The sequence below is a fragment of the Kocuria sp. cx-455 genome, assembly GCF_057707085.1.
Map to the genome: position 1 here is coordinate 120,932 of NZ_JBYIPM010000001.1, position 16,783 is coordinate 137,714.

Genomic DNA, 16,783 nt, shown 5'->3' on the forward strand with positions numbered 1-16,783 from the left:
CGGGGCCCGCAACAGTAAAGGACCTCACCATGGAGAAATTCACCACTCACCGCGGTACCGGTGTGCCCCTGAAGCAGTCCAACGTGGACACGGACCAGATCATCCCGGCCGTGTACCTCAAGCGCATCACCAAAACCGGCTTTGACGACGCCCTCTTTGCGGGCTGGCGGAAGAATCCGGACTTCGTGCTGAATCAGGAGGTCTACAAGAACGGTTCCGTCCTGGTGGCCGGCTCGGACTTCGGTACCGGCTCATCGCGTGAGCACGCCGTGTGGGCGCTGCGTGACTACGGCTTCCACGTGGTCATTTCCTCCCGTTTTGCTGACATTTTCCGCGGCAATTCGGGGAAGCAGGGTCTGTTAGCCGCCCAGGTGGATCAATCGGACGTGGAGATGTTGTGGAAACTCATGGACGAGCAGCCCGGTATTGAGATCGAGGTGGATCTCGAGTCCAAGACCATCACGTGCGACACGGTCACGGTGCCCTTCCAGATCGACGACTACACCCGGTGGCGTCTGATGGAGGGTCTTGATGACATTGGTCTCACCCTGCAACACGATGAGGACGTCAAGGCCTACGAACACGGCCGACCGGCCTTCAAACCCGTCACGCTCCCGGCAGAAAGCTGAGAACTCCGTGCGATGATCACGCCGCCGACTCGTTAGAATGGGCAGGTTCCGTACTGCGGTGTGCGGCGGGACATTAGATTCCCCCCGAGATCGGTAGGTCATGAGTTCTTTAAGAATCACCGGCGGAGTCCCGCTGTCAGGTCAGGTCACTGTGCGCGGAGCCAAGAACCTGGTTCCCAAGGCCATGGTCGCTGCGCTGCTCGGTTCCACGCCGTCGGTGCTCGGTAACGTTCCCGACATCAAGGACGTTGCCGTGGTGACGAATCTTCTCACCCTGCACGGGGTCACGGTCACCCGCGACGGCGCCGACGGCGTTCTGAGCCTTGACCCTTCCAACGTCACCCGGGCGCGCCACGCGGATATCGACGCTCACGCGGGGGATTCCCGGATTCCGATCCTGCTGTGCGGACCGCTGCTGCATGCCCTGGGTGAGGCATTCATCCCGGACCTGGGAGGCTGCCGCATCGGCGACCGACCCATCAACTACCACTTGGAAGTGCTGCGTAATTTCGGTGCCCGCGTGGAGAAGCTGGAATCCGGCATCCGCATGAGCGCACCGCACGGGCTGCAGGGCGCCAAGATCGATCTGCCGTACCCGTCCGTGGGCGCCACCGAGCAGGTGCTGCTCACCGCAACCCGCGCGGAGGGTCACACCGAACTGCGCGGCGCCGCGACCGAGCCCGAGATCATGGACCTGATCGCCATCCTGCAGAAAATGGGTGCGATCATCACGGTGCAGACCGACCGGGTCATCCGGATCGAGGGTGTCCCCGAGCTGCGCGGCTACAGGCACCGTGCGTTGCCGGATCGGATCGAAGCCGCGTCCTGGGGGTCGGCGGCGCTGGCCACCGGCGGAGACATCCTGGTGGCAGGGGCCAAGCAATCGGACATGATGGCCTTCCTCAACACCTACCGGAAACTGGGCGGCGGCCTGGACATTCAGGACGAAGGTATCCGTTTCTACCACCCGGGCGGCGACCTCAACCCCCTCATTGTGGAAACCAATGTGCACCCCGGGTTCATGACCGACTGGCAGCAACCCCTGGTGGTCGCCCTCACCCAGGCCAATGGTGTGTCGATCGTGCACGAGACCGTGTACGAGAACCGCTTCGGGTTCACCCGCGCCCTCAACCGCATGGGCGCCAACATCCAACTGCACCGCGAGTGCCTGGGTTCCGTGCCCTGCCGTTTCGGTCAGCGCAACTTCCTGCACTCCGCCGTGATCTCCGGACCCACCCCGTTGAAGGCCACGGACATCAACATTCCCGACCTGCGCGGTGGATTCTCGCACCTGATCGCGGCCATGGCGGCGGACGGTGTCTCCCACGTGACCGGTATCGAGCTGATCAAACGCGGCTACGAGCACTTCACCGATAAGCTGGCGGGACTGGGCGCGGATTTCGATCTCGAAGAACGCTGAGGTGGCCTTGGCCCAGCGAGTGTCTGTCACGAGCGGTGTAGGGAGAGAATGCTCGAGTGAGTAGAACGTCGCAGCGGTCCACGTACCGGATTCTGGCCGGGATCGCCATTCCCGTCTACCGCTTGGTCGCCAGGATTTCCTGGCGCGGGACCGAAAATTTTCCGGCCTCCGGCGGGTTCGTGGTCGCGGCCAACCATCTCACGGAGATCGACCCCATCACGGTGGCGTACCCGGTCTACAAGTCCGGCATCATGCCCCGGTTCCTGGCCAAGGAATCCCTGTTCCGTGTGCCCGTCCTGGGATGGTTGCTCTCACACATCGGTATGGTGCCCGTCTATCGCGGGACCACCCGCGCCAAGGATTCCCTGGAGGCAGCTTTCGCCGAACTCAAGGACGGCGGCGCCATTCTGGTCTACCCGGAGGGCACCGTGACCCGCGACCCCCGCATGTGGCCCATGCGAGCCCACACGGGTGCGGCCCGGTTGTCCCTGCAGGGGCAGGTTCCCGTGGTGCCGCTTGCGCACTGGGGTGACCAGGATGTGCTATACCGTGACCCGCAGGGTCACCGGACGGTCAACCTGTTCCCGCCCAAGAGGGTCCGCGTGATCATTGGGGAACCGCTGCAGCCGCGGGAGCTCCTGCGCCCCGGCAAACAGCCCACGGACCACCCGACGGCGGAGGACCTCACGTACGCGACCGCCGTGATCATGGACCGGATCACCGATCTGGTGGCCCAGTTGCGCGGTGAACAGGCACCCGAGTCCCGCTTTGATCCCCGCGCCCGCAAGGAATCTTCATGAACGTCTCGACCGGCCGTCCGATCGATCGCGAGGCACCCCCGGAGGCCGCCGCGGCGTCGTCGTTGACGGCCCTGGCCGAGGAACCCAACGGCCCGAGCAAGATCGCGGTGCTGGGCGCGGGCTCGTGGGGCACCACCTTCGCCAAGGTCCTCGCCGACGCTGCCCGGGATGCGGGTGCCGAACGCACCGTCCACCTGTGGGGCCGTGATCACGAGGCAATGAACCGGGTCCGTGAGACCGGCCGCAACGAGCGGTATGTGCCGGACATCGATCTGCCGCGTGAGATCCATGTCACCTCTGATCTGGGGGAAGCTCTCAGCGGGGCGCGGCTGGTGGTGGCCGCCATTCCCGCTCAATCCCTGCGCGCCCAACTCGGCGCGGTGGCGGAATTCATTGATCCGGACGCGGTGGTGCTGTCGTTGGCCAAAGGCCTGGAATCCGCGACCGGACTGCGCATGACGGAGGTCATCGCCCAGGCTCTGGGCGAGCGCGCGGGCGGTGGTCGTGATCGGTGGGCGCGCCGTTCCTGCGTGCTGTCCGGCCCGAACCTGGCCATGGAAATTGCGCGGGAAGAGCCCACGGCCTCCGTGGTGGCGGCACCCGAGCTGACCACCGCGGCGTGGGTGGCCCGTTGCTGCGCGGCACCCTACTTCCGGCCGTACACCAATACCGACGTCACCGGCACCGAGATCGGTGGTCTGGTGAAGAACGTGATCGCCCTGTGCGTGGGCATCTGCGACGGCCGCGGCTACGGCGACAATTCCAAGGCCTCCGTGATGACTCGCGGACTGGCCGAAACCACCCGTCTGGCCCTGGCGCTGGGAGGGGAGCTGACCACATTGTCCGGGTTGTCCGGCATGGGCGACCTGGTCGCCACGTGCTCGTCCTCGCTGTCCAGGAACCACACTGCGGGTAGGCTGCTGGGTTCGGGACTGACTGTGTCCCAGGTCCAGGACGCCATGACTCAGACCGCGGAGGCCATTAGATCCGCCCCCGCCGTGCTGGCTCTGGCCCAAGAACACGGCGTGGAAATGCCCATCACCGAGGCGGTGGTGGGTGTGCTGCGCGGTGACATCCCGGTGGATCAGCTGGCACCCAAGCTGCTCGGCCGAGACCTCAAATCCGAAGGGAACAGCGCATGATGAACACGGCGGAGGACGCTCAAGGAACTGCGGAGGGGGTCGGCGCGGCCGGTAAACCCTGCGTGGCCGTGGTCTTCGGAGGCCGTTCCTCCGAACATTCGGTGTCCTTGATCACCGCCCGTTCGGTGCTGCGTGCCATCAATCGTGATCGGTGGGACGTGGTGAGCGTGGGCATCTCCACCGATGGCACCTGGTTCCTGTTTTCGCAGGAGGAACTGGAGAGCCTTCTGGACAGCCAGCCCATGGCCGTATTGCCCGTGGGCGAGAAACGAGTGACCCTGCCGTTGCAAGTGGGGGAGAACGAGTTGCTCATCCACGGGTGCGGGACCGAAGGGGGCGCACTGTCGCGGGGCCGTCACATCGACGCCGTGTTCCCGCTGCTGCACGGGCCGTTCGGTGAGGACGGCACCCTGCAGGGTCTGCTGGAGCTGGCCGATCTGCCGTACGTGGGCTGCGGTGTCTCGGCCTCGGCCATCGGCATGGACAAGCACTTCATGAAGGTCGCCTTCGAAGCCGCCGGGCTGGAGGTTGGCCCCTACACCGTGGTCCACAACCGCGACTGGTTGACCAATCCGGAGCGGGTCCGTGAGAACGTGGCGGCATTGGGTTTCCCCGTGTTCGTCAAGCCCGCACGTGCGGGTTCCTCGTTCGGGATCACCCGTGTGGACAGGACCGAAGACCTCGACGCCGCAATCGAGACCGCTCGCGAGCACGACCTGAAGCTCGTGATCGAAGCGGGGATCGACGGCCGTGAAATCGAGTGCGCCGTGCTGGGTGCTCACGAGTGGTCCGCGCCCCGTGCGTCCCTGCCCGGTGAGATCGAGGTTCAGGGTCATGACTTCTACGACTTCGAGGCCAAGTACGTGGTGGACGACGGCGCCCGGCTGTCCTGCCCGGCGAATCTGCCCGAGGATGTGATCGAGACCCTGCGGGAGAGGGCAGTCGTGGCATTCGACGCCATTGACGGTGAAGGACTCTCGCGCTGCGATTTCTTTGTCACGCCCGATCACCGGGTGATCATCAATGAGATCAACACGATGCCCGGGTTCACCCCGATTTCCATGTACCCGCGGATGTGGGCGGCCTCCGGTTTGGAGTATCCGGATCTGATTGATGAGCTGATTTCACTGGCGCTCGAACGCCCCGTGGGACTGCGCTGAGCACTCCGCGCGTCGATCGCCGACCGTCTCGGGTCCCCGTTGCCCGTCGTGGGTCAGGGGGTGCTCTGCGCGTCCAGGGTGTCGGCCACGGACAGGCACGCATTTTGCTGGGGGATCTGCGCCACCGCGCTGCTGGCCTCCACGATCACGGTGGATGACGGAACACGACCGGTGTCGAAGAGCATCTCCACGGCGGGGGAGCGACCGTAGCTGACGGCTCGCCACTGGTTCTCCTGACCCTCCACCTCGGAGATGAGCCAGTCCACTCCGTTGACATTGGTGCACGGATCCGTGGTGGGAGCCGGCGGCTCCACTCCGCAGCGCACAATCACGCCCGAGGGATCACCGTAGGCCGTGGTGCCCTGGCTGGTGGTGGCCCGCTGGTCCAAATCGCCCATGGTCTCGGGCATGGCCAGCATGGCGGAAGCGCACGCGGGATCGGTATTATTCGGGGCTCCCTCGACCGTCACGGGGGAGCCACAGCCGGTGAGCAGCAAAGCCCCCAGTGTCATGGTCGTCAGTGCCGCGCGGCGGGTGGGAATGGGGAGTCCGTGGGATCCGTCCTGGGTGCGCACGCGGGAGAAGAACATGATCTCCACTGTAGACGCGCTGACCGGGTGGCCTCTGCGAAGCCGGGTGTGCCGCTCGTTACGCTGAACCCATGACCGTTTCTCCCACTCCGACCCCCGCAGCTACGGTGGAGCAGGTCTCCGAATCCGAGCTGTTGAAGGCGTTCCTCCCGCTGGCCAGGACCTCGTCACCCTACGTCGAGGTGGGCCCCGGTGACGACTGCGCCGTGGTGGCGGTTCCACAAGGGCGAGTGGTCATCACCACCGACACGCAGGTGGTGGATCAGGATTTCCGGGTGCGCTGGCCCAACGGTTACGAGACCACGGGAGCGGACACCGCACACAAGTGCGCCGCTCAGAACCTCGCGGACATCGCGTCCATGGGAGCGGTTCCCACGTCCATGGTCGTGTCGCTGACCCTGCCCGGGGACACCCCCGTGCGCTGGGTGCGGGATTTCGCCACCGGGCTGACGGAAGCCTTCGTGCGGCTCGGTGCCGCGGACTGCGCCCTGGTGGGTGGGGACCTGGGGCGCGGCCGAGAACTGTCCGTCACCGCAACGGTGCTGGGGGTCATGGAACACGGGGATCCCGTACTGCGCTCGGGAGCGGGCGCGGGCGGAACGGTGGTGCACGCGGGCGTTCTCGGACACGCCGCCGCCGGGCTCTGCTCGCTGGAAGCCCCTCCCGGCAGCGGCTGGGATCGCCGGCCCCGGGACGAGCGGCGAGAGCTCGAACGAGCACAATTGCGCCCGCATGCCCCGATCACCGCGGGGCCACGGGCGGCGCGAGCGGGAGCGAGCGCCATGATCGACATCTCCGACGGACTGTTACGGGACGCCGGCCGCGTGGCGCGAGCGAGCGGCGTCGTGATCGATCTGGATCCGGCCGCGCTGGAGGAATCCGTGGCGATGCTGGCCGACGCGGGTCACACCGCGGGCGTGGACCCGTGGCGCTGGGTGCTGACCGGCGGCGAGGATCACGGTTTGCTCGCCGTGGTTGCCCCCGATGTTCAGGTTCCCCCGGGGATGCGTGCGATAGGCTCGTGTGCGCCCGCAGACCGCCGACAGGCGTTCCCCGGTGACAGGGCCGTCACCATTGCCGGGCAGGATCCGAGCCAATGGCTGGGCTACGACGTGGGTGAAGGATGGGATCATTTTGAGCCATAAGGGAGGCTCTACCGTATCGGCAGTGCGCGACTGGTTGGATTCCGCGTACCGTGCCCTCACGGAGCACACCGAGGTGCTCAACGATCTCAATGTTTTCCCCGTGGCCGATTCGGACACCGGCGTCAATCTCAGCACCACGGTGGGTTATGCGACCGAGGCGGCGCAGCTGATCGAAGGCAATGACATCGGCGAGTTGCTCCACCATGCAGGCCGCACCGCTATGGAAGAGGCCCGAGGGAACTCGGGCGTCCTGATGGCCTTGACGTTGACCGCCATGGGAACGTCTCTCGAAGGGTCCACGCGGGTCACCGCCGGTGGCCTGCGCGACGCGTTCTCCGCAGCTCAGGTGCGCTGCTGGTCTGCCCTCACCGACCCGGTGGAGGGAACCATGATCTCCGTTCTCGATGCCGTGAGCGAGGTGTCTCTTCCCGAGAACTCGCAGGACGGCTCCAATCAGCAGCTCTCCGACTGGCTGGACCTGGTGATCGCCCGCGGGAGCCACGCGGTGATCGACACGGTGGAGCAACTGCCGGTCCTGCACGAACGCGGCACCGTGGATTCCGGTGCGTTGGGCATGTTGATCGTGCTGGTCGAGCTCAGGGCGGCCCTGACCGGCGACGAGCAGCGGTACAACCCTGTCCCGGGCATCATCCGTGATTACTCCGACCACACCGGATACCAGGACAAGCACGATTGTGAGGGCTTCGAGGTCATGTGCACCGTGAAACTCTCCGCCCTGGACGCCGCCGAGCTGCGCCACGAACTGGACAGCGCCGGGGACAGCGTGTTGGTCAGCGCGGTCAGTGAATCAGACAACAATGAATACACGTGGCGCGTTCACGTGCACATCACGGACCCCGAGGAAGCACTCACGCTCATGCGCGCCCGCGGGCACGCCGTCAACGTGAGCGTGACCCCGCTGGGATCCGACGACAACCGGGTTTCCCCGTGACCACCGGGGCGCCGCCGGTCTCGGCGTTCGCCGGGCTCCTGGACCAGCCACTGTCCCGCTACATTCCCGGTAACGCACCCACCGCCACGGTCAAGTTGCTCGAGAAGGATCTGGGCATCACCACCGTGGGTGGGCTGCTGGACTGCGCCCCGCGCCGCTACATTCGCCGGGGCCACCTGCAGCTGTTGAGCGATCTGGTCGCCGGGGAACGGACGTCCTTCGTGGCCCGTGTGGAGTCCTCCTCGACACGGCGCATGCAGCGGGATCCGCGCCGCAGCCTGACCGATGTGATCGTCTCGGACGGCACCGGGGCCAGCCTCAAGATCACGTTCTTCAACGCGTACACCGCCCAGAAAGAATTGCCGGTGGGAACCCACGCGCTGTTCACGGGCAAGCCCGAACTCTACCGCGGCCACCTGTCCATGACGGGCGCCGATTACGCCGTGGTGGACACCCCGGATTCCGTCACGGATTTCACCTCCCAGTCCGGTGAGGTCTACCCCATCCCGGTGTACCCGGAAAGCGGCAAACTCACCACCCCGCGGATCACGCGCGCCGTCCAGCAACTGCTTCTCACCGCCGACCTCGACTCGCTCACGGACCCGATTCCACCGCACATCCTGGAGCGGGAAACGCTCGTGGGTCTCGCGCAGGCCTACCGCGACCTGCACCGCCCGGAGTCGGTGGTCGCGTTCCAGAAAGCGCAAGAGCGTTTCCGCTACCAAGAGGCCTTCGTGCTGCAAACGGAACTCGCGCGGCGTCGTCATGACCACGCGTCCCAGCCCGTGGCCGAGCGCCCGGCCCGCGCGGACGGGCTGCTGTCCCGCTACGACGCCGCCCTGCCGTTCACCCTCACGGACGGTCAGCGGGCGGTGGGCGAACAGATCCGGGCCGAAGTGGCCGGCACCGCACCCATGAACCGCTTGCTCCAGGGTGACGTGGGCTCCGGTAAGACCGTGGTGGCCCTGCGCGCCATGCTCCAGATCGTGGACACCGGGGGTCAAGCGGCCATGCTCGCGCCCACCGAGGTACTCGCCCAGCAGCACTACGACAAGATCGTGACCTCTCTGGGCCCGCTCGCCCGCCCCGATCAACTCGACGGCGACCCGGACGGCACCAAGGTCGTGCTGCTGACCGGCTCCCTTCCCACGGCCGCCAAACGCGCGGCCCTGTTGGACATCGCCAGCGGTGCGGCGGGCATTGTGGTCGGAACGCACGCGCTCATCCAGGAGAAAGTGCAGTTCGCGGATCTCGGCCTGGCGGTCGTGGACGAACAACACCGCTTCGGCGTGGAACAGCGCGACGCCCTGCGCGACAAGGCCGGACACGCACCCCACACCCTGGTCATGACGGCGACCCCCATCCCGCGCACCGTGGCCATGACGGTGTTCGGAGACCTGGACGTGAGCACCCTGCGCGAGCTGCCCGGCGGACGGCGCCCCATCCACACCCACGTGGTGGGCCTGGCCGAGCACGGCCCCGCGTGGGAACGCCGCGTGTGGGCGCTCGCCGGCGAGCACATCTCGCACGGCCGTCAGGTCTACGTGGTGGCACCCAAGATCGGCGACGACGCCGCCCTCCCGCCCTTCACTTCGCTGCGCGAGTCATTGCGTGCCGCCCAGGAGGCCGGGGAGGACGGGGACGGCCCGGAACCGGCGACCGTCCAGTGGCTCGAACGGCTGATCAGCGCCCAACCCGAGTTGCGGGACGCACGCATTGCCGTGCTGCACGGGCGACAGGATCCGCTCGTGAAGTCCGAGACCATGAACCGGTTCGCGGCCGGTGAGATCGACGTGCTCATTTCCACCACGGTGATCGAGGTGGGGGTGGACGTGGCCAATGCCTCGCTGATGATCATGGTGGACCCGGAACGCTTCGGGATCTCGCAGCTGCATCAGTTGCGCGGTCGCATCGGGCGTGGCGAGCACGAGAGCACATGTTTGTTGGTGACCCGCAGCGACCCCGAGCATCCCGGCCGCGAACGGCTCGCCGCGGTGGCGGCCACCACGGACGGTTTCGAACTCGCGGAAGTGGACCTGAAACTGCGCCGGGAAGGCAACATTCTGGGCGCGTCCCAGTCCGGGCGGAAGTCCGGGTTGCGCTGGATCAGCGCCCTGCGGGACGAAGCACTGGTGGCCCGAGCTCGGGAGGATGCCGAAGCGGTGATTGCCGAGGACCCGCACTTGACCCGGCACACCGAACTGCTCGCCGCCATCGGTCGCGTGGTGGACGAGAACAACCAAGCATTTTTGGAGCGCGGATGACACGCATCATTTCCGGAACCGCGGGTGGGCTGCGCATCAAGTCGGTGCCCGGTTCGGCCACCCGTCCCACGACCGACCGCGTCAAGGAATCCCTGTTCGCTCGCTTGGACGCGTGGGGCATGTGCCGGGACGCCCGGGTACTGGACCTGTTCGCCGGTTCCGGAGCCCTCGGACTCGAGGCGGTGAGTCGAGGAGCCCGTGAGGTGACCCTGGTCGAGAAGGCCGCCGGGGCGGCGTCGGTGTGTCGGGCCAATGCCCACGTGCTCGCCAACGCCCGCCCGGACGCCATCATGACCACGGTGCAGTCTCCCGTGGCAACCTTTCTTGCGCGGCAGGGAAGCCACCGATGGGACCTGGTGCTGGTGGATCCGCCGTACCCGCTGCCCAACGAGGATCTGACCGCGCTGCTGGCGCGCCTGGTGGGGCACCTCGGCCCGGGCGCGGTCATCGTGGTGGAACGATCCGCTCGCACCGCGGAACCCGACTGGCCGGCGGGGTTGCAGCGATTCGAGCACAGCACCCACGGTGAAACGGTGCTCTGGTACGTCGAGGAGTCTTAGAGCGACAGCGCGAGATCGGCCATGGCGTGACGCAGCACGTCCGAGCGCTTGCAGAACGCCAAGCGGAGCCAGTCCGTGTAGAGGTCGCGGTTGGCCTCACCCACGAACGCGGACACGGGAATTCCGACCACGCCGGCGTTCTCGGCCCAGTGCTCGCCCAAGTCTTTGGCGGTGCTGACCCCGGCCAGCGCATAGTGATCGCTGACATCCGCAATCGCGAAGAACGTGCCCTGGGGTTCCGGAGGGTTCAGTCCGGCCTCGCGCAATCCGTTGACCAGAATGTCACGCCGGTCGCGGTAGTCAGCCAACAGACGCTCGTAGAACTCGGCGGGGAATCCCACTGCCTCCGCCACGGCGTGCTGCAGCGGTGCGGCGGCGCTGTGGGACATGTAGGACTTCACCGCGGTGACGCCGCGTATCAAGTGCTCCGGGCCGCTGACCCAGCCCACGCGCCAGCCCGTGGCGGAAAAGGTCTTCCCCGCCGATGACACGGTCAGGGTGCGTTCGAACGCACCGGGCAGGGTGGCGATCGGCGTGTGGTCGCCGGTGAAACGCAAATGCTCGTAGACCTCATCGGTGACGACCACGGCCTCGAACTCGGTAGCCAGTTCCACCAGCTGCCCGAGGAACTCCCGCGAGGCCACGGTGCCCGTGGGGTTGTGTGGATCATTGAGGATCACGGCGCGGGTGCGGGGCGAGAAGGCGGCCCGCACGTCGTCGGGATCGGGCGTGAACGCGGGCGGCAGCAGAGGCACCGGTACGGCGGTGGCCCCGGCAAATCGGATCACCGCGCCGTAAAGGTCGTAGTGCGGTTCGAACACGACCACCTCATCGCCTGGTTCCAGGACGGACAGCAGGCTGGCCGTCAGTCCCTCGGTGGCGCCGGCACTGACAATGATCTGGGATTCGGCGTCCAGCTCGAGCCCGTAGAAGTGGCGCTGGTGCTCGGCAATGGCGGTGCGCAGGGAGGGGATGCCCTTGATGGGCGCGTACTGGTTGTGGCCGGCGGCCAGCGCCTCGGACGCTGCCTGGACCATGCGCTCGGGCGCGGGGAAATCCGGGAAGCCCTGACCGAGGTTCGCGGCACCGGTGCGCTGGGCCAGCGCCGTCATTTCCTCGAAAACCGTGGAGAGCATCCGGCCGGACGCGTCCAGGAGTCCGCCGCCGGCGGCCATTCGCTGCCAGGGCGTCTCGGTCGAGCCGGTCGTGCGGAACGGGGAACCGGAGGTGTGCGCTGTCATGGAATCAGTCTAGGGAATCGCGCCCGGCCGTTAGAGTGGAAGCATGCGACGCGCAATCTGCCCCGGCTCCTTCGACCCGATCCACCTGGGCCACGTGGCCGTGATCCGCCGTGCGTGCCGGCTCTTCGACGAGGTGATCGTGGCGGTGTCCACGAACCCCAACAAGAAGCCCCGCTTCGACGAGCAAACGCGCTTGCGGCTGGTGCGTGAGGTGTTCGCGGATCAACCCGCCGTGGTCGTGGAGCCGCTCGAGGCCGGGTTGATCGCCGATTACGCGGCCGATCGTGACGCCGTGGCGCTGGTCAAGGGTCTGCGCAACGGCGCCGACTACGACTACGAACTCCCCATGGCCACCATGAATCGCACGCTGACCGGGGTGGAGACGGTGTTCATCCCGGGGGAGCCGTCGCTGCTGCATTTATCCTCCACGCTCGTCATGGAGGTCCACGGCCTGGACGGGAATATCGGCGACTTCGTCCCGCCCCAGGTGCTGGACGCCATCGAGGAACGCGACCGCGCTGTTTAGCCGCGTTCCGCCCCCACCGCGTGGCTCGTCACCTTGGGTGCGTGCTACCATGATCTGTCGGCCCATGTCGTCAGCCAGGAGTTTCGTGAATAACCGCAATAGTTCAGCCCTCACGCACAGCGTTCGGGATCTCGAACATCGTCCGGGGACCATGCGAAACCTGGAGATCGAGGTGCCCGCACCGAAAGATTTCGGTACGGCGCTCATTGGTTCGCCAGAAGGCGCGCCCATGGATCTGCAGCTCCGACTCGAATCCGTGCACGACGGTATTCTGGTATCCGGAACCGTCATCGTCAGTATTCACGGCGAGTGCAGCAGATGTCTCGACCCGATTGACTACGATTTACCGGTCGACGTACAAGAACTTTTCGTGTTCGATGCCTCTCCCGACGGTGACGAGGACATCGAGGACGAGCAAGTGTATGAAGTGCGGGACGAGGAAATCGACCTCGAACCCATGCTTCGGGACGCAGTAATTACTCAGCTGCCGTTCCAACCGGTGTGCCGGGCTGATTGCCCGGGCTTGTGCGCCCAATGCGGTGCGCGGCTCGAGGATGACCCGGATCACCACCACGAAGTGCTTGACCCCCGTTGGTCCGCTCTGGAAGGGCTGCTCAACAGCGCCGACCAGGGTTCTGACACTTCGGATCAGACAACCGAGACGAGAGAAGAGAGATAGCCGTGGCTGTTCCCAAGCGGAAACTTTCCCGTGCGAATACCCGGATGCGCCGCTCCCAGTGGAAGGCTAACGCCCCCAAACTGGTGAAGACCGTGGAAAACGGCAAGGTGAGCTACAGCCTGCCGCACCAGGCCAAGGTCGTTTCCGATTCCGCCGGCACCCCCTTGTTTTACGAATACAAGGGACGCAAGGTAGCTGACGCGTAAGCGTGACTACCATGCCGGATCCCGGTGCATTGCTTGAGCGTCTCGGTGTCGATATCGACACCGAGACGCTTCGCATTGCGCTGACGCATCGCTCCTACGCGTACGAACACGAGGGCGAAAAGCACAACGAGCGCCTCGAGTTCCTGGGGGACGCCGTTTTGCAACTGGCCGTGACGGACGAGATCTTCCACCGGTACACCGACTGGAGCGAGAGCCAATTGGCCAAGCTTCGCGCCTCCGTGGTGTCCTCGCGCACCCTCGCGGACATTGCACGGTCTCTGGAACTCGGTCCGCACATCCGTCTGGGTAAGGGTGAGATTCGCACCAAGGGCAGCGAAAAGCCGTCGATCCTCGCGGACACCATGGAAGCCCTGATCGGCGCCACCTACGAGTCCGCCGGGGAGAAACCCGCCCGCGACCTGGTGCTGCGGCTGATCGTTCCACTGCTCGAGGACTCCCACGTGCTCCATGAGGGCCGTGACTGGAAGACCGAGATCAGCGAGCTCGCCGCCCACCACGGCTTGGGACCCGTTCGTTACGACGTCGCGGGCACCGGTCCCGATCACGCCCGTCACTTCGCGGCGTCCGTGTCGTTGAACGGCACGGTCTTGGGACACGGCGAGGGTACCTCCAAGAAGGCCTCCGAACGTTCCGCGGCCGCGGCGGCCTGCCAGGCCATTTACGACCGCTACGGCGCCAAGGCCTGAGTCCGTGCCCGAACTTCCCGAGGTCGAAGTAGTACGACGCGGCGTGGCCAACTGGGTGGTCGGTCGCACCATTGAACACGTCACCGTCAACGACGAACGCTCCCTGCGCCGTCACGTGGCCGGCCCTCAAGATTTCATCGACCGCGTGACCGGACTGACCGTCACGGACGCCCAGCGCCGCGGCAAATTCCTCTGGCTACCCGTCAGGGAGTCCCACGAGACCGAGGCGAACCGAGCCCTGCTCGTCCACCTGGGGATGAGCGGCCAGCTTCTCGTGGCCTCCCACGACCAACCCGCGCCCCGCCACGAGCGGCTGCGCTTCGAACTGTCCCCGGCTCCGTCGGACACTGGTGCCCCGCTGCCGGAACAACTGCGCTTCGTGGACCAGCGGATCTTCGGCGGAATGCTGCTGGACCCGTTGGTGCCCAGCCCGCAGGGCGGGGGATCGGTGCCGGAGCACGCCGCTCACATCGCCCTGGATCCCTTAGACCCTATGTTCGACACGGCGGTTTTCCACGCTGCCCTGCGGCGCAAGAAGACCGGCATTAAACGCGCACTCCTGGACCAGGGGCTGATCTCCGGGATCGGCAATATCTACGCGGATGAAGCGCTGTGGGCCGCTCAATTGCACTGGGCGGCGCCCACCGAAACGATGACCGCGGCCAAGACCCAGCGACTGATCGAAGCGTGCCAGGCCGTGATGCGCCGGGCGTTGGACGCCGGCGGCACGAGCTTCGATTCGCTGTATGTCAATGTGAACGGTGAGTCCGGGTACTTCGCCCGCTCATTGAACGCCTACGGGCGGGCGGGGGAGCCGTGTGACCGGTGCGGTGCGCCCATTGAGCGGGTGAAGTTCATGAACAGATCGAGTTATTTCTGCCCGGTCTGCCAGCGAAAACGTTAGCTGAGCGGTCGTGTCCGTCGCGACGACGAGTGGCAGGCGGATCCCGGTCGTGGTGGCGTTACCTCGATGTGCAGTACATCAAGGTATAGCGAGCAGCATCGCCGTGGAAGCTCGAGAGCGGGCCACCTTGCTAGCTCGCGCTAGAGTTCAAGTGCGCCGCCGCAGATTGCGGTAGGCGCTCGTCAGCTGTCCGATGGTCAGCATCTCCACCATGAGTCAGGAGGGTGGCAGCTCGGGAGAGGAGTAGGTCGTGAGGTAATGCGAGCGCCGAGCGGTGAACCAGCGAGTCCTCACCGGCGTCCGGCGTTCCGCGGAGGCGCTCCTCGCAGGTGTCCCTGACGGTCTTCATGAGACCGACGTGCTGCCTCGATGCTGGAAGTGCGAGGCGTTCATGTACCGATGAGGATCGTCGGAGGTCGTCGCCATGCGGTCAGTCAGGGCCGCGCGCACGGCGACTTTGACCCGCTCGAGAGCGTCCATGACCAGGAGCCGCAGCGCACGATCGAAGACGTAGAGGTCCAGGACGTCATTGAATGACGTCCCATTGTGAAGCAGGTAATCGGACCCGCCCTGCTGGAACGGAATCGTGTACGGGGATAGCCGGTAGTAGCCGAGGTGCCGCAGGTACCGTCGGGTTCTACCCCGATCGGGAACATGGAGCCCGCGGTCGACGAGGCGGCCCAGCAGATCATCGAAACTCAGAGGTGGCTTGTCGAAGAGAAGCGAGCCGCGCGGCCGCAGTGGTCGAGGCATCAGTGTTCCTCCGGGCTCGAGGCAGAGAAAAATCCCCCAAGTGCGCATCGTGGAGAGGCGTGGGGGATGTAGTGGTGTCAGGCCAGCACGGCTGGTCCGAGCCTTCCAATGGTGTAGACGGACGCGGCGCATGAGCACGACCGGGCTTCCATGGAGCCTCGCTCATCACAACTCTGCTCAGGGCCTTTGCTCGTCGGCCCGTGGCGTCGGAGTCGTCGACTCGTCCGCGGATGCCTCCTCGGTCTTCGCGCACGGCGCGGCCCAGCTCGCCAGTAGCTTCAGGTTTTCCTCGTGAGACGATCCGGGCTCGGCGGTGTAGATGGACAGGTCGTGCCAAGCGCGTTTGCCGGTGGGGAGGTCGACGGACTGGTAAGTCAGTTCAATTTCACCGATCTCGGGGTGCTGCAGGCGCTTGGTGCCCTCGTGGCGGATGCGGATGTCGTGGGAGGCCCAGTACGCGGCAAAATCCTCGCTAGCTGTGGACAGTTCACCGATGAGCTCGCGCAGCGTCTTGTCGTAGGGCTCGCGGCCGGCCTCGGCGCGCAGCAGCGCGACGGTCGCGGCAGCTCCTGATTCCCAGTCGACGAAGAAGTCCTTGGAAGACTCGTCGAGGAAGTGGTAGCGGGCGAAGTTCGCAGTCCCGTCCACTGTGGTGGGGCTGTCGAACATCGGGGCGTGCAGGGCGCGACCGAGAGCGTTGGACCCGATGACGTCGAGGCGGCCGTTGCGGACGAATGCTCCTGACATGGTGATGGAGTCGAGCATCCACTGCACCTGCGGCGTGATCGGGACGTCCCGACGGCGAACGGCCTTGCGACGGGCCGGCTTCGCGGCCCGGGCCAGATCGTGGAGGTAGGTGCGTTCGTCGTCGTCGAGGCGCAGCGCCTCGGCGACGGCGTCGAGGACGTCGGCTGAGACTTCGCCGACATGGCCCTTCTCCAAGCGGGTGTACCACTCGGTGCTAACCCCGGCGAGGACGGCGACCTCTTCGCGACGCAGGCCGGGCACGCGTCGGCGCGCGCTGGTGGGTAGGCCGACCACGTCGGGAGTCAACTTCGCACGCCGACTGGAGAGAAAGCCCTTGATGTCGTCGCGATTATCCATG

Annotated in this window: 18 protein-coding genes; 14 read left to right on the forward strand and 4 right to left on the reverse strand. The window is 66.1% G+C overall.

What is annotated here, in order from left to right; genetic code table 11:
- The first annotated feature begins 29 nt into the window (after positions 1-29).
- From leuD to AC3ENJ_RS00565, 5 genes are all read left to right on the forward strand, one after another.
- Positions 30-629, forward strand: a complete 600-nt coding sequence (gene leuD / locus AC3ENJ_RS00545; protein WP_190780172.1) for a 3-isopropylmalate dehydratase small subunit — start codon at positions 30-32, stop codon at positions 627-629.
- Between the two features lie 100 nt (positions 630-729).
- Complete coding sequence (gene murA, locus AC3ENJ_RS00550) at positions 730-2,049, forward strand: UDP-N-acetylglucosamine 1-carboxyvinyltransferase (protein ID WP_190780173.1); 1,320 nt, start codon at positions 730-732, stop codon at positions 2,047-2,049.
- 56 nt (positions 2,050-2,105) lie between these two features.
- Entirely contained in the window at positions 2,106-2,849 is a 744-nt protein-coding gene (locus AC3ENJ_RS00555) for a lysophospholipid acyltransferase family protein (RefSeq protein WP_190780174.1), read from the forward strand.
- Positions 2,846-3,991 (forward strand): NAD(P)H-dependent glycerol-3-phosphate dehydrogenase, encoded by a 1,146-nt coding sequence (locus tag AC3ENJ_RS00560; protein WP_190780175.1) that lies wholly within the window; start codon positions 2,846-2,848, stop codon positions 3,989-3,991. Before AC3ENJ_RS00555 ends, AC3ENJ_RS00560 begins: the two co-directional genes overlap by 4 nt.
- A complete protein-coding gene (locus AC3ENJ_RS00565) occupies positions 3,988-5,151 on the forward strand; it encodes a D-alanine--D-alanine ligase family protein (protein ID WP_190780176.1) in 1,164 nt (387 codons plus the stop codon). The genes AC3ENJ_RS00560 and AC3ENJ_RS00565 overlap by 4 nt, the downstream gene beginning before the upstream one ends.
- Positions 5,152-5,204: 53 nt before the next feature.
- Here the strand turns inward: AC3ENJ_RS00565 and AC3ENJ_RS00570 are convergent, their stop codons facing one another.
- Positions 5,205-5,741 (reverse strand): DUF3515 domain-containing protein, encoded by a 537-nt coding sequence (locus AC3ENJ_RS00570; protein WP_190807115.1) that lies wholly within the window; start codon positions 5,739-5,741, stop codon positions 5,205-5,207.
- Positions 5,742-5,812: 71 nt separating this feature from the next.
- On the opposite strand from AC3ENJ_RS00570, the gene thiL reads away from it, so the two are divergent.
- The 4 genes from thiL to rsmD are packed head-to-tail and all read left to right on the forward strand — an operon-like array spanning position 5,813 to position 10,662.
- The gene (thiL, locus tag AC3ENJ_RS00575) at positions 5,813-6,886 is read left to right on the forward strand and encodes a thiamine-phosphate kinase (RefSeq protein ID WP_431812710.1); all 1,074 of its coding nucleotides are present in this window, start codon (positions 5,813-5,815) and stop codon (positions 6,884-6,886) included.
- A gap of 22 nt (positions 6,887-6,908) precedes the next feature.
- A complete protein-coding gene (locus AC3ENJ_RS00580; protein ID WP_431812711.1) occupies positions 6,909-7,838 on the forward strand; it encodes a DAK2 domain-containing protein in 930 nt (309 codons plus the stop codon).
- Entirely contained in the window at positions 7,835-10,102 is a 2,268-nt protein-coding gene (locus AC3ENJ_RS00585) for an ATP-dependent DNA helicase RecG (RefSeq protein ID WP_431812712.1), read from the forward strand. Before AC3ENJ_RS00580 ends, AC3ENJ_RS00585 begins: the two co-directional genes overlap by 4 nt.
- Entirely contained in the window at positions 10,099-10,662 is a 564-nt protein-coding gene (gene rsmD, locus AC3ENJ_RS00590; protein WP_190780181.1) for a 16S rRNA (guanine(966)-N(2))-methyltransferase RsmD, read from the forward strand. Before AC3ENJ_RS00585 ends, rsmD begins: the two co-directional genes overlap by 4 nt.
- Here the strand turns inward: rsmD and AC3ENJ_RS00595 are convergent.
- Positions 10,659-11,903: an aminotransferase class I/II-fold pyridoxal phosphate-dependent enzyme gene (locus AC3ENJ_RS00595; protein WP_190807119.1), complete on the reverse strand. Its 1,245-nt coding sequence runs from the start codon at positions 11,901-11,903 to the stop codon at positions 10,659-10,661. The genes rsmD and AC3ENJ_RS00595 overlap by 4 nt on opposite strands.
- A gap of 43 nt (positions 11,904-11,946) precedes the next feature.
- Here AC3ENJ_RS00595 and coaD point away from each other — a divergent pair, with 43 nt between their 5' ends.
- The 5 genes from coaD to mutM all read left to right on the forward strand — a co-directional run bounded on the left by coaD (position 11,947) and on the right by mutM (position 14,925).
- The gene (gene coaD / locus AC3ENJ_RS00600; protein WP_190780183.1) at positions 11,947-12,429 is read left to right on the forward strand and encodes a pantetheine-phosphate adenylyltransferase; all 483 of its coding nucleotides are present in this window, start codon (positions 11,947-11,949) and stop codon (positions 12,427-12,429) included.
- Between the two features lie 85 nt (positions 12,430-12,514).
- Positions 12,515-13,108 carry a YceD family protein gene (locus tag AC3ENJ_RS00605; protein WP_190780184.1) on the forward strand — a complete coding sequence of 198 codons (594 nt, stop codon included), beginning with the start codon at positions 12,515-12,517 and terminating at the stop codon, positions 13,106-13,108.
- A 2-nt stretch (positions 13,109-13,110) separates the two neighbouring features.
- The gene (gene rpmF, locus AC3ENJ_RS00610) at positions 13,111-13,314 is read left to right on the forward strand and encodes a 50S ribosomal protein L32 (protein ID WP_031273047.1); all 204 of its coding nucleotides are present in this window, start codon (positions 13,111-13,113) and stop codon (positions 13,312-13,314) included.
- Between the two features lie 11 nt (positions 13,315-13,325).
- A complete protein-coding gene (rnc, locus tag AC3ENJ_RS00615) occupies positions 13,326-14,021 on the forward strand; it encodes a ribonuclease III (RefSeq protein WP_431813138.1) in 696 nt (231 codons plus the stop codon).
- Between the two features lie 4 nt (positions 14,022-14,025).
- Positions 14,026-14,925, forward strand: a complete 900-nt coding sequence (mutM, locus tag AC3ENJ_RS00620) for a bifunctional DNA-formamidopyrimidine glycosylase/DNA-(apurinic or apyrimidinic site) lyase (RefSeq protein ID WP_431812713.1) — start codon at positions 14,026-14,028, stop codon at positions 14,923-14,925.
- Between the two features lie 345 nt (positions 14,926-15,270).
- On the opposite strand, the gene AC3ENJ_RS00625 is transcribed toward mutM, so the two are convergent.
- Positions 15,271-15,678, reverse strand: coding sequence for an Abi family protein (locus AC3ENJ_RS00625; protein WP_431812714.1), 408 nt, complete (start codon positions 15,676-15,678; stop codon positions 15,271-15,273).
- 177 nt (positions 15,679-15,855) lie between these two features.
- Positions 15,856-16,782 (reverse strand): helix-turn-helix transcriptional regulator, encoded by a 927-nt coding sequence (locus AC3ENJ_RS00630; RefSeq protein WP_431812715.1) that lies wholly within the window; start codon positions 16,780-16,782, stop codon positions 15,856-15,858.
- Position 16,783: the final 1 nt, after the last annotated feature.

Bases quoted from the DNA above. Each gene is read 5' to 3' on its own strand.
- leuD (WP_190780172.1), top strand. From the start codon at position 30: ATGGAGAAATTCACCACTCACCGCGGTACCGGTGTGCCCCTGAAGCAG.
- murA (WP_190780173.1), top strand. From the start codon at position 730: ATGAGTTCTTTAAGAATCACCGGCGGAGTCCCGCTGTCAGGTCAGGTC.
- AC3ENJ_RS00560 (WP_190780175.1), top strand. From the start codon at position 2,846: ATGAACGTCTCGACCGGCCGTCCGATCGATCGCGAGGCACCCCCGGAG.
- AC3ENJ_RS00565 (WP_190780176.1), top strand. From the start codon at position 3,988: ATGATGAACACGGCGGAGGACGCTCAAGGAACTGCGGAGGGGGTCGGC.
- AC3ENJ_RS00570 (WP_190807115.1), bottom strand. From the start codon at position 5,741: ATGTTCTTCTCCCGCGTGCGCACCCAGGACGGATCCCACGGACTCCCC.
- thiL (WP_431812710.1), top strand. From the start codon at position 5,813: ATGACCGTTTCTCCCACTCCGACCCCCGCAGCTACGGTGGAGCAGGTC.
- rsmD (WP_190780181.1), top strand. From the start codon at position 10,099: ATGACACGCATCATTTCCGGAACCGCGGGTGGGCTGCGCATCAAGTCG.
- AC3ENJ_RS00595 (WP_190807119.1), bottom strand. From the start codon at position 11,903: ATGACAGCGCACACCTCCGGTTCCCCGTTCCGCACGACCGGCTCGACC.
- coaD (WP_190780183.1), top strand. From the start codon at position 11,947: ATGCGACGCGCAATCTGCCCCGGCTCCTTCGACCCGATCCACCTGGGC.
- rnc (WP_431813138.1), top strand. From the start codon at position 13,326: ATGCCGGATCCCGGTGCATTGCTTGAGCGTCTCGGTGTCGATATCGAC.
- AC3ENJ_RS00625 (WP_431812714.1), bottom strand. From the start codon at position 15,678: ATGCCTCGACCACTGCGGCCGCGCGGCTCGCTTCTCTTCGACAAGCCA.
- AC3ENJ_RS00630 (WP_431812715.1), bottom strand. From the start codon at position 16,782: ATGGATAATCGCGACGACATCAAGGGCTTTCTCTCCAGTCGGCGTGCG.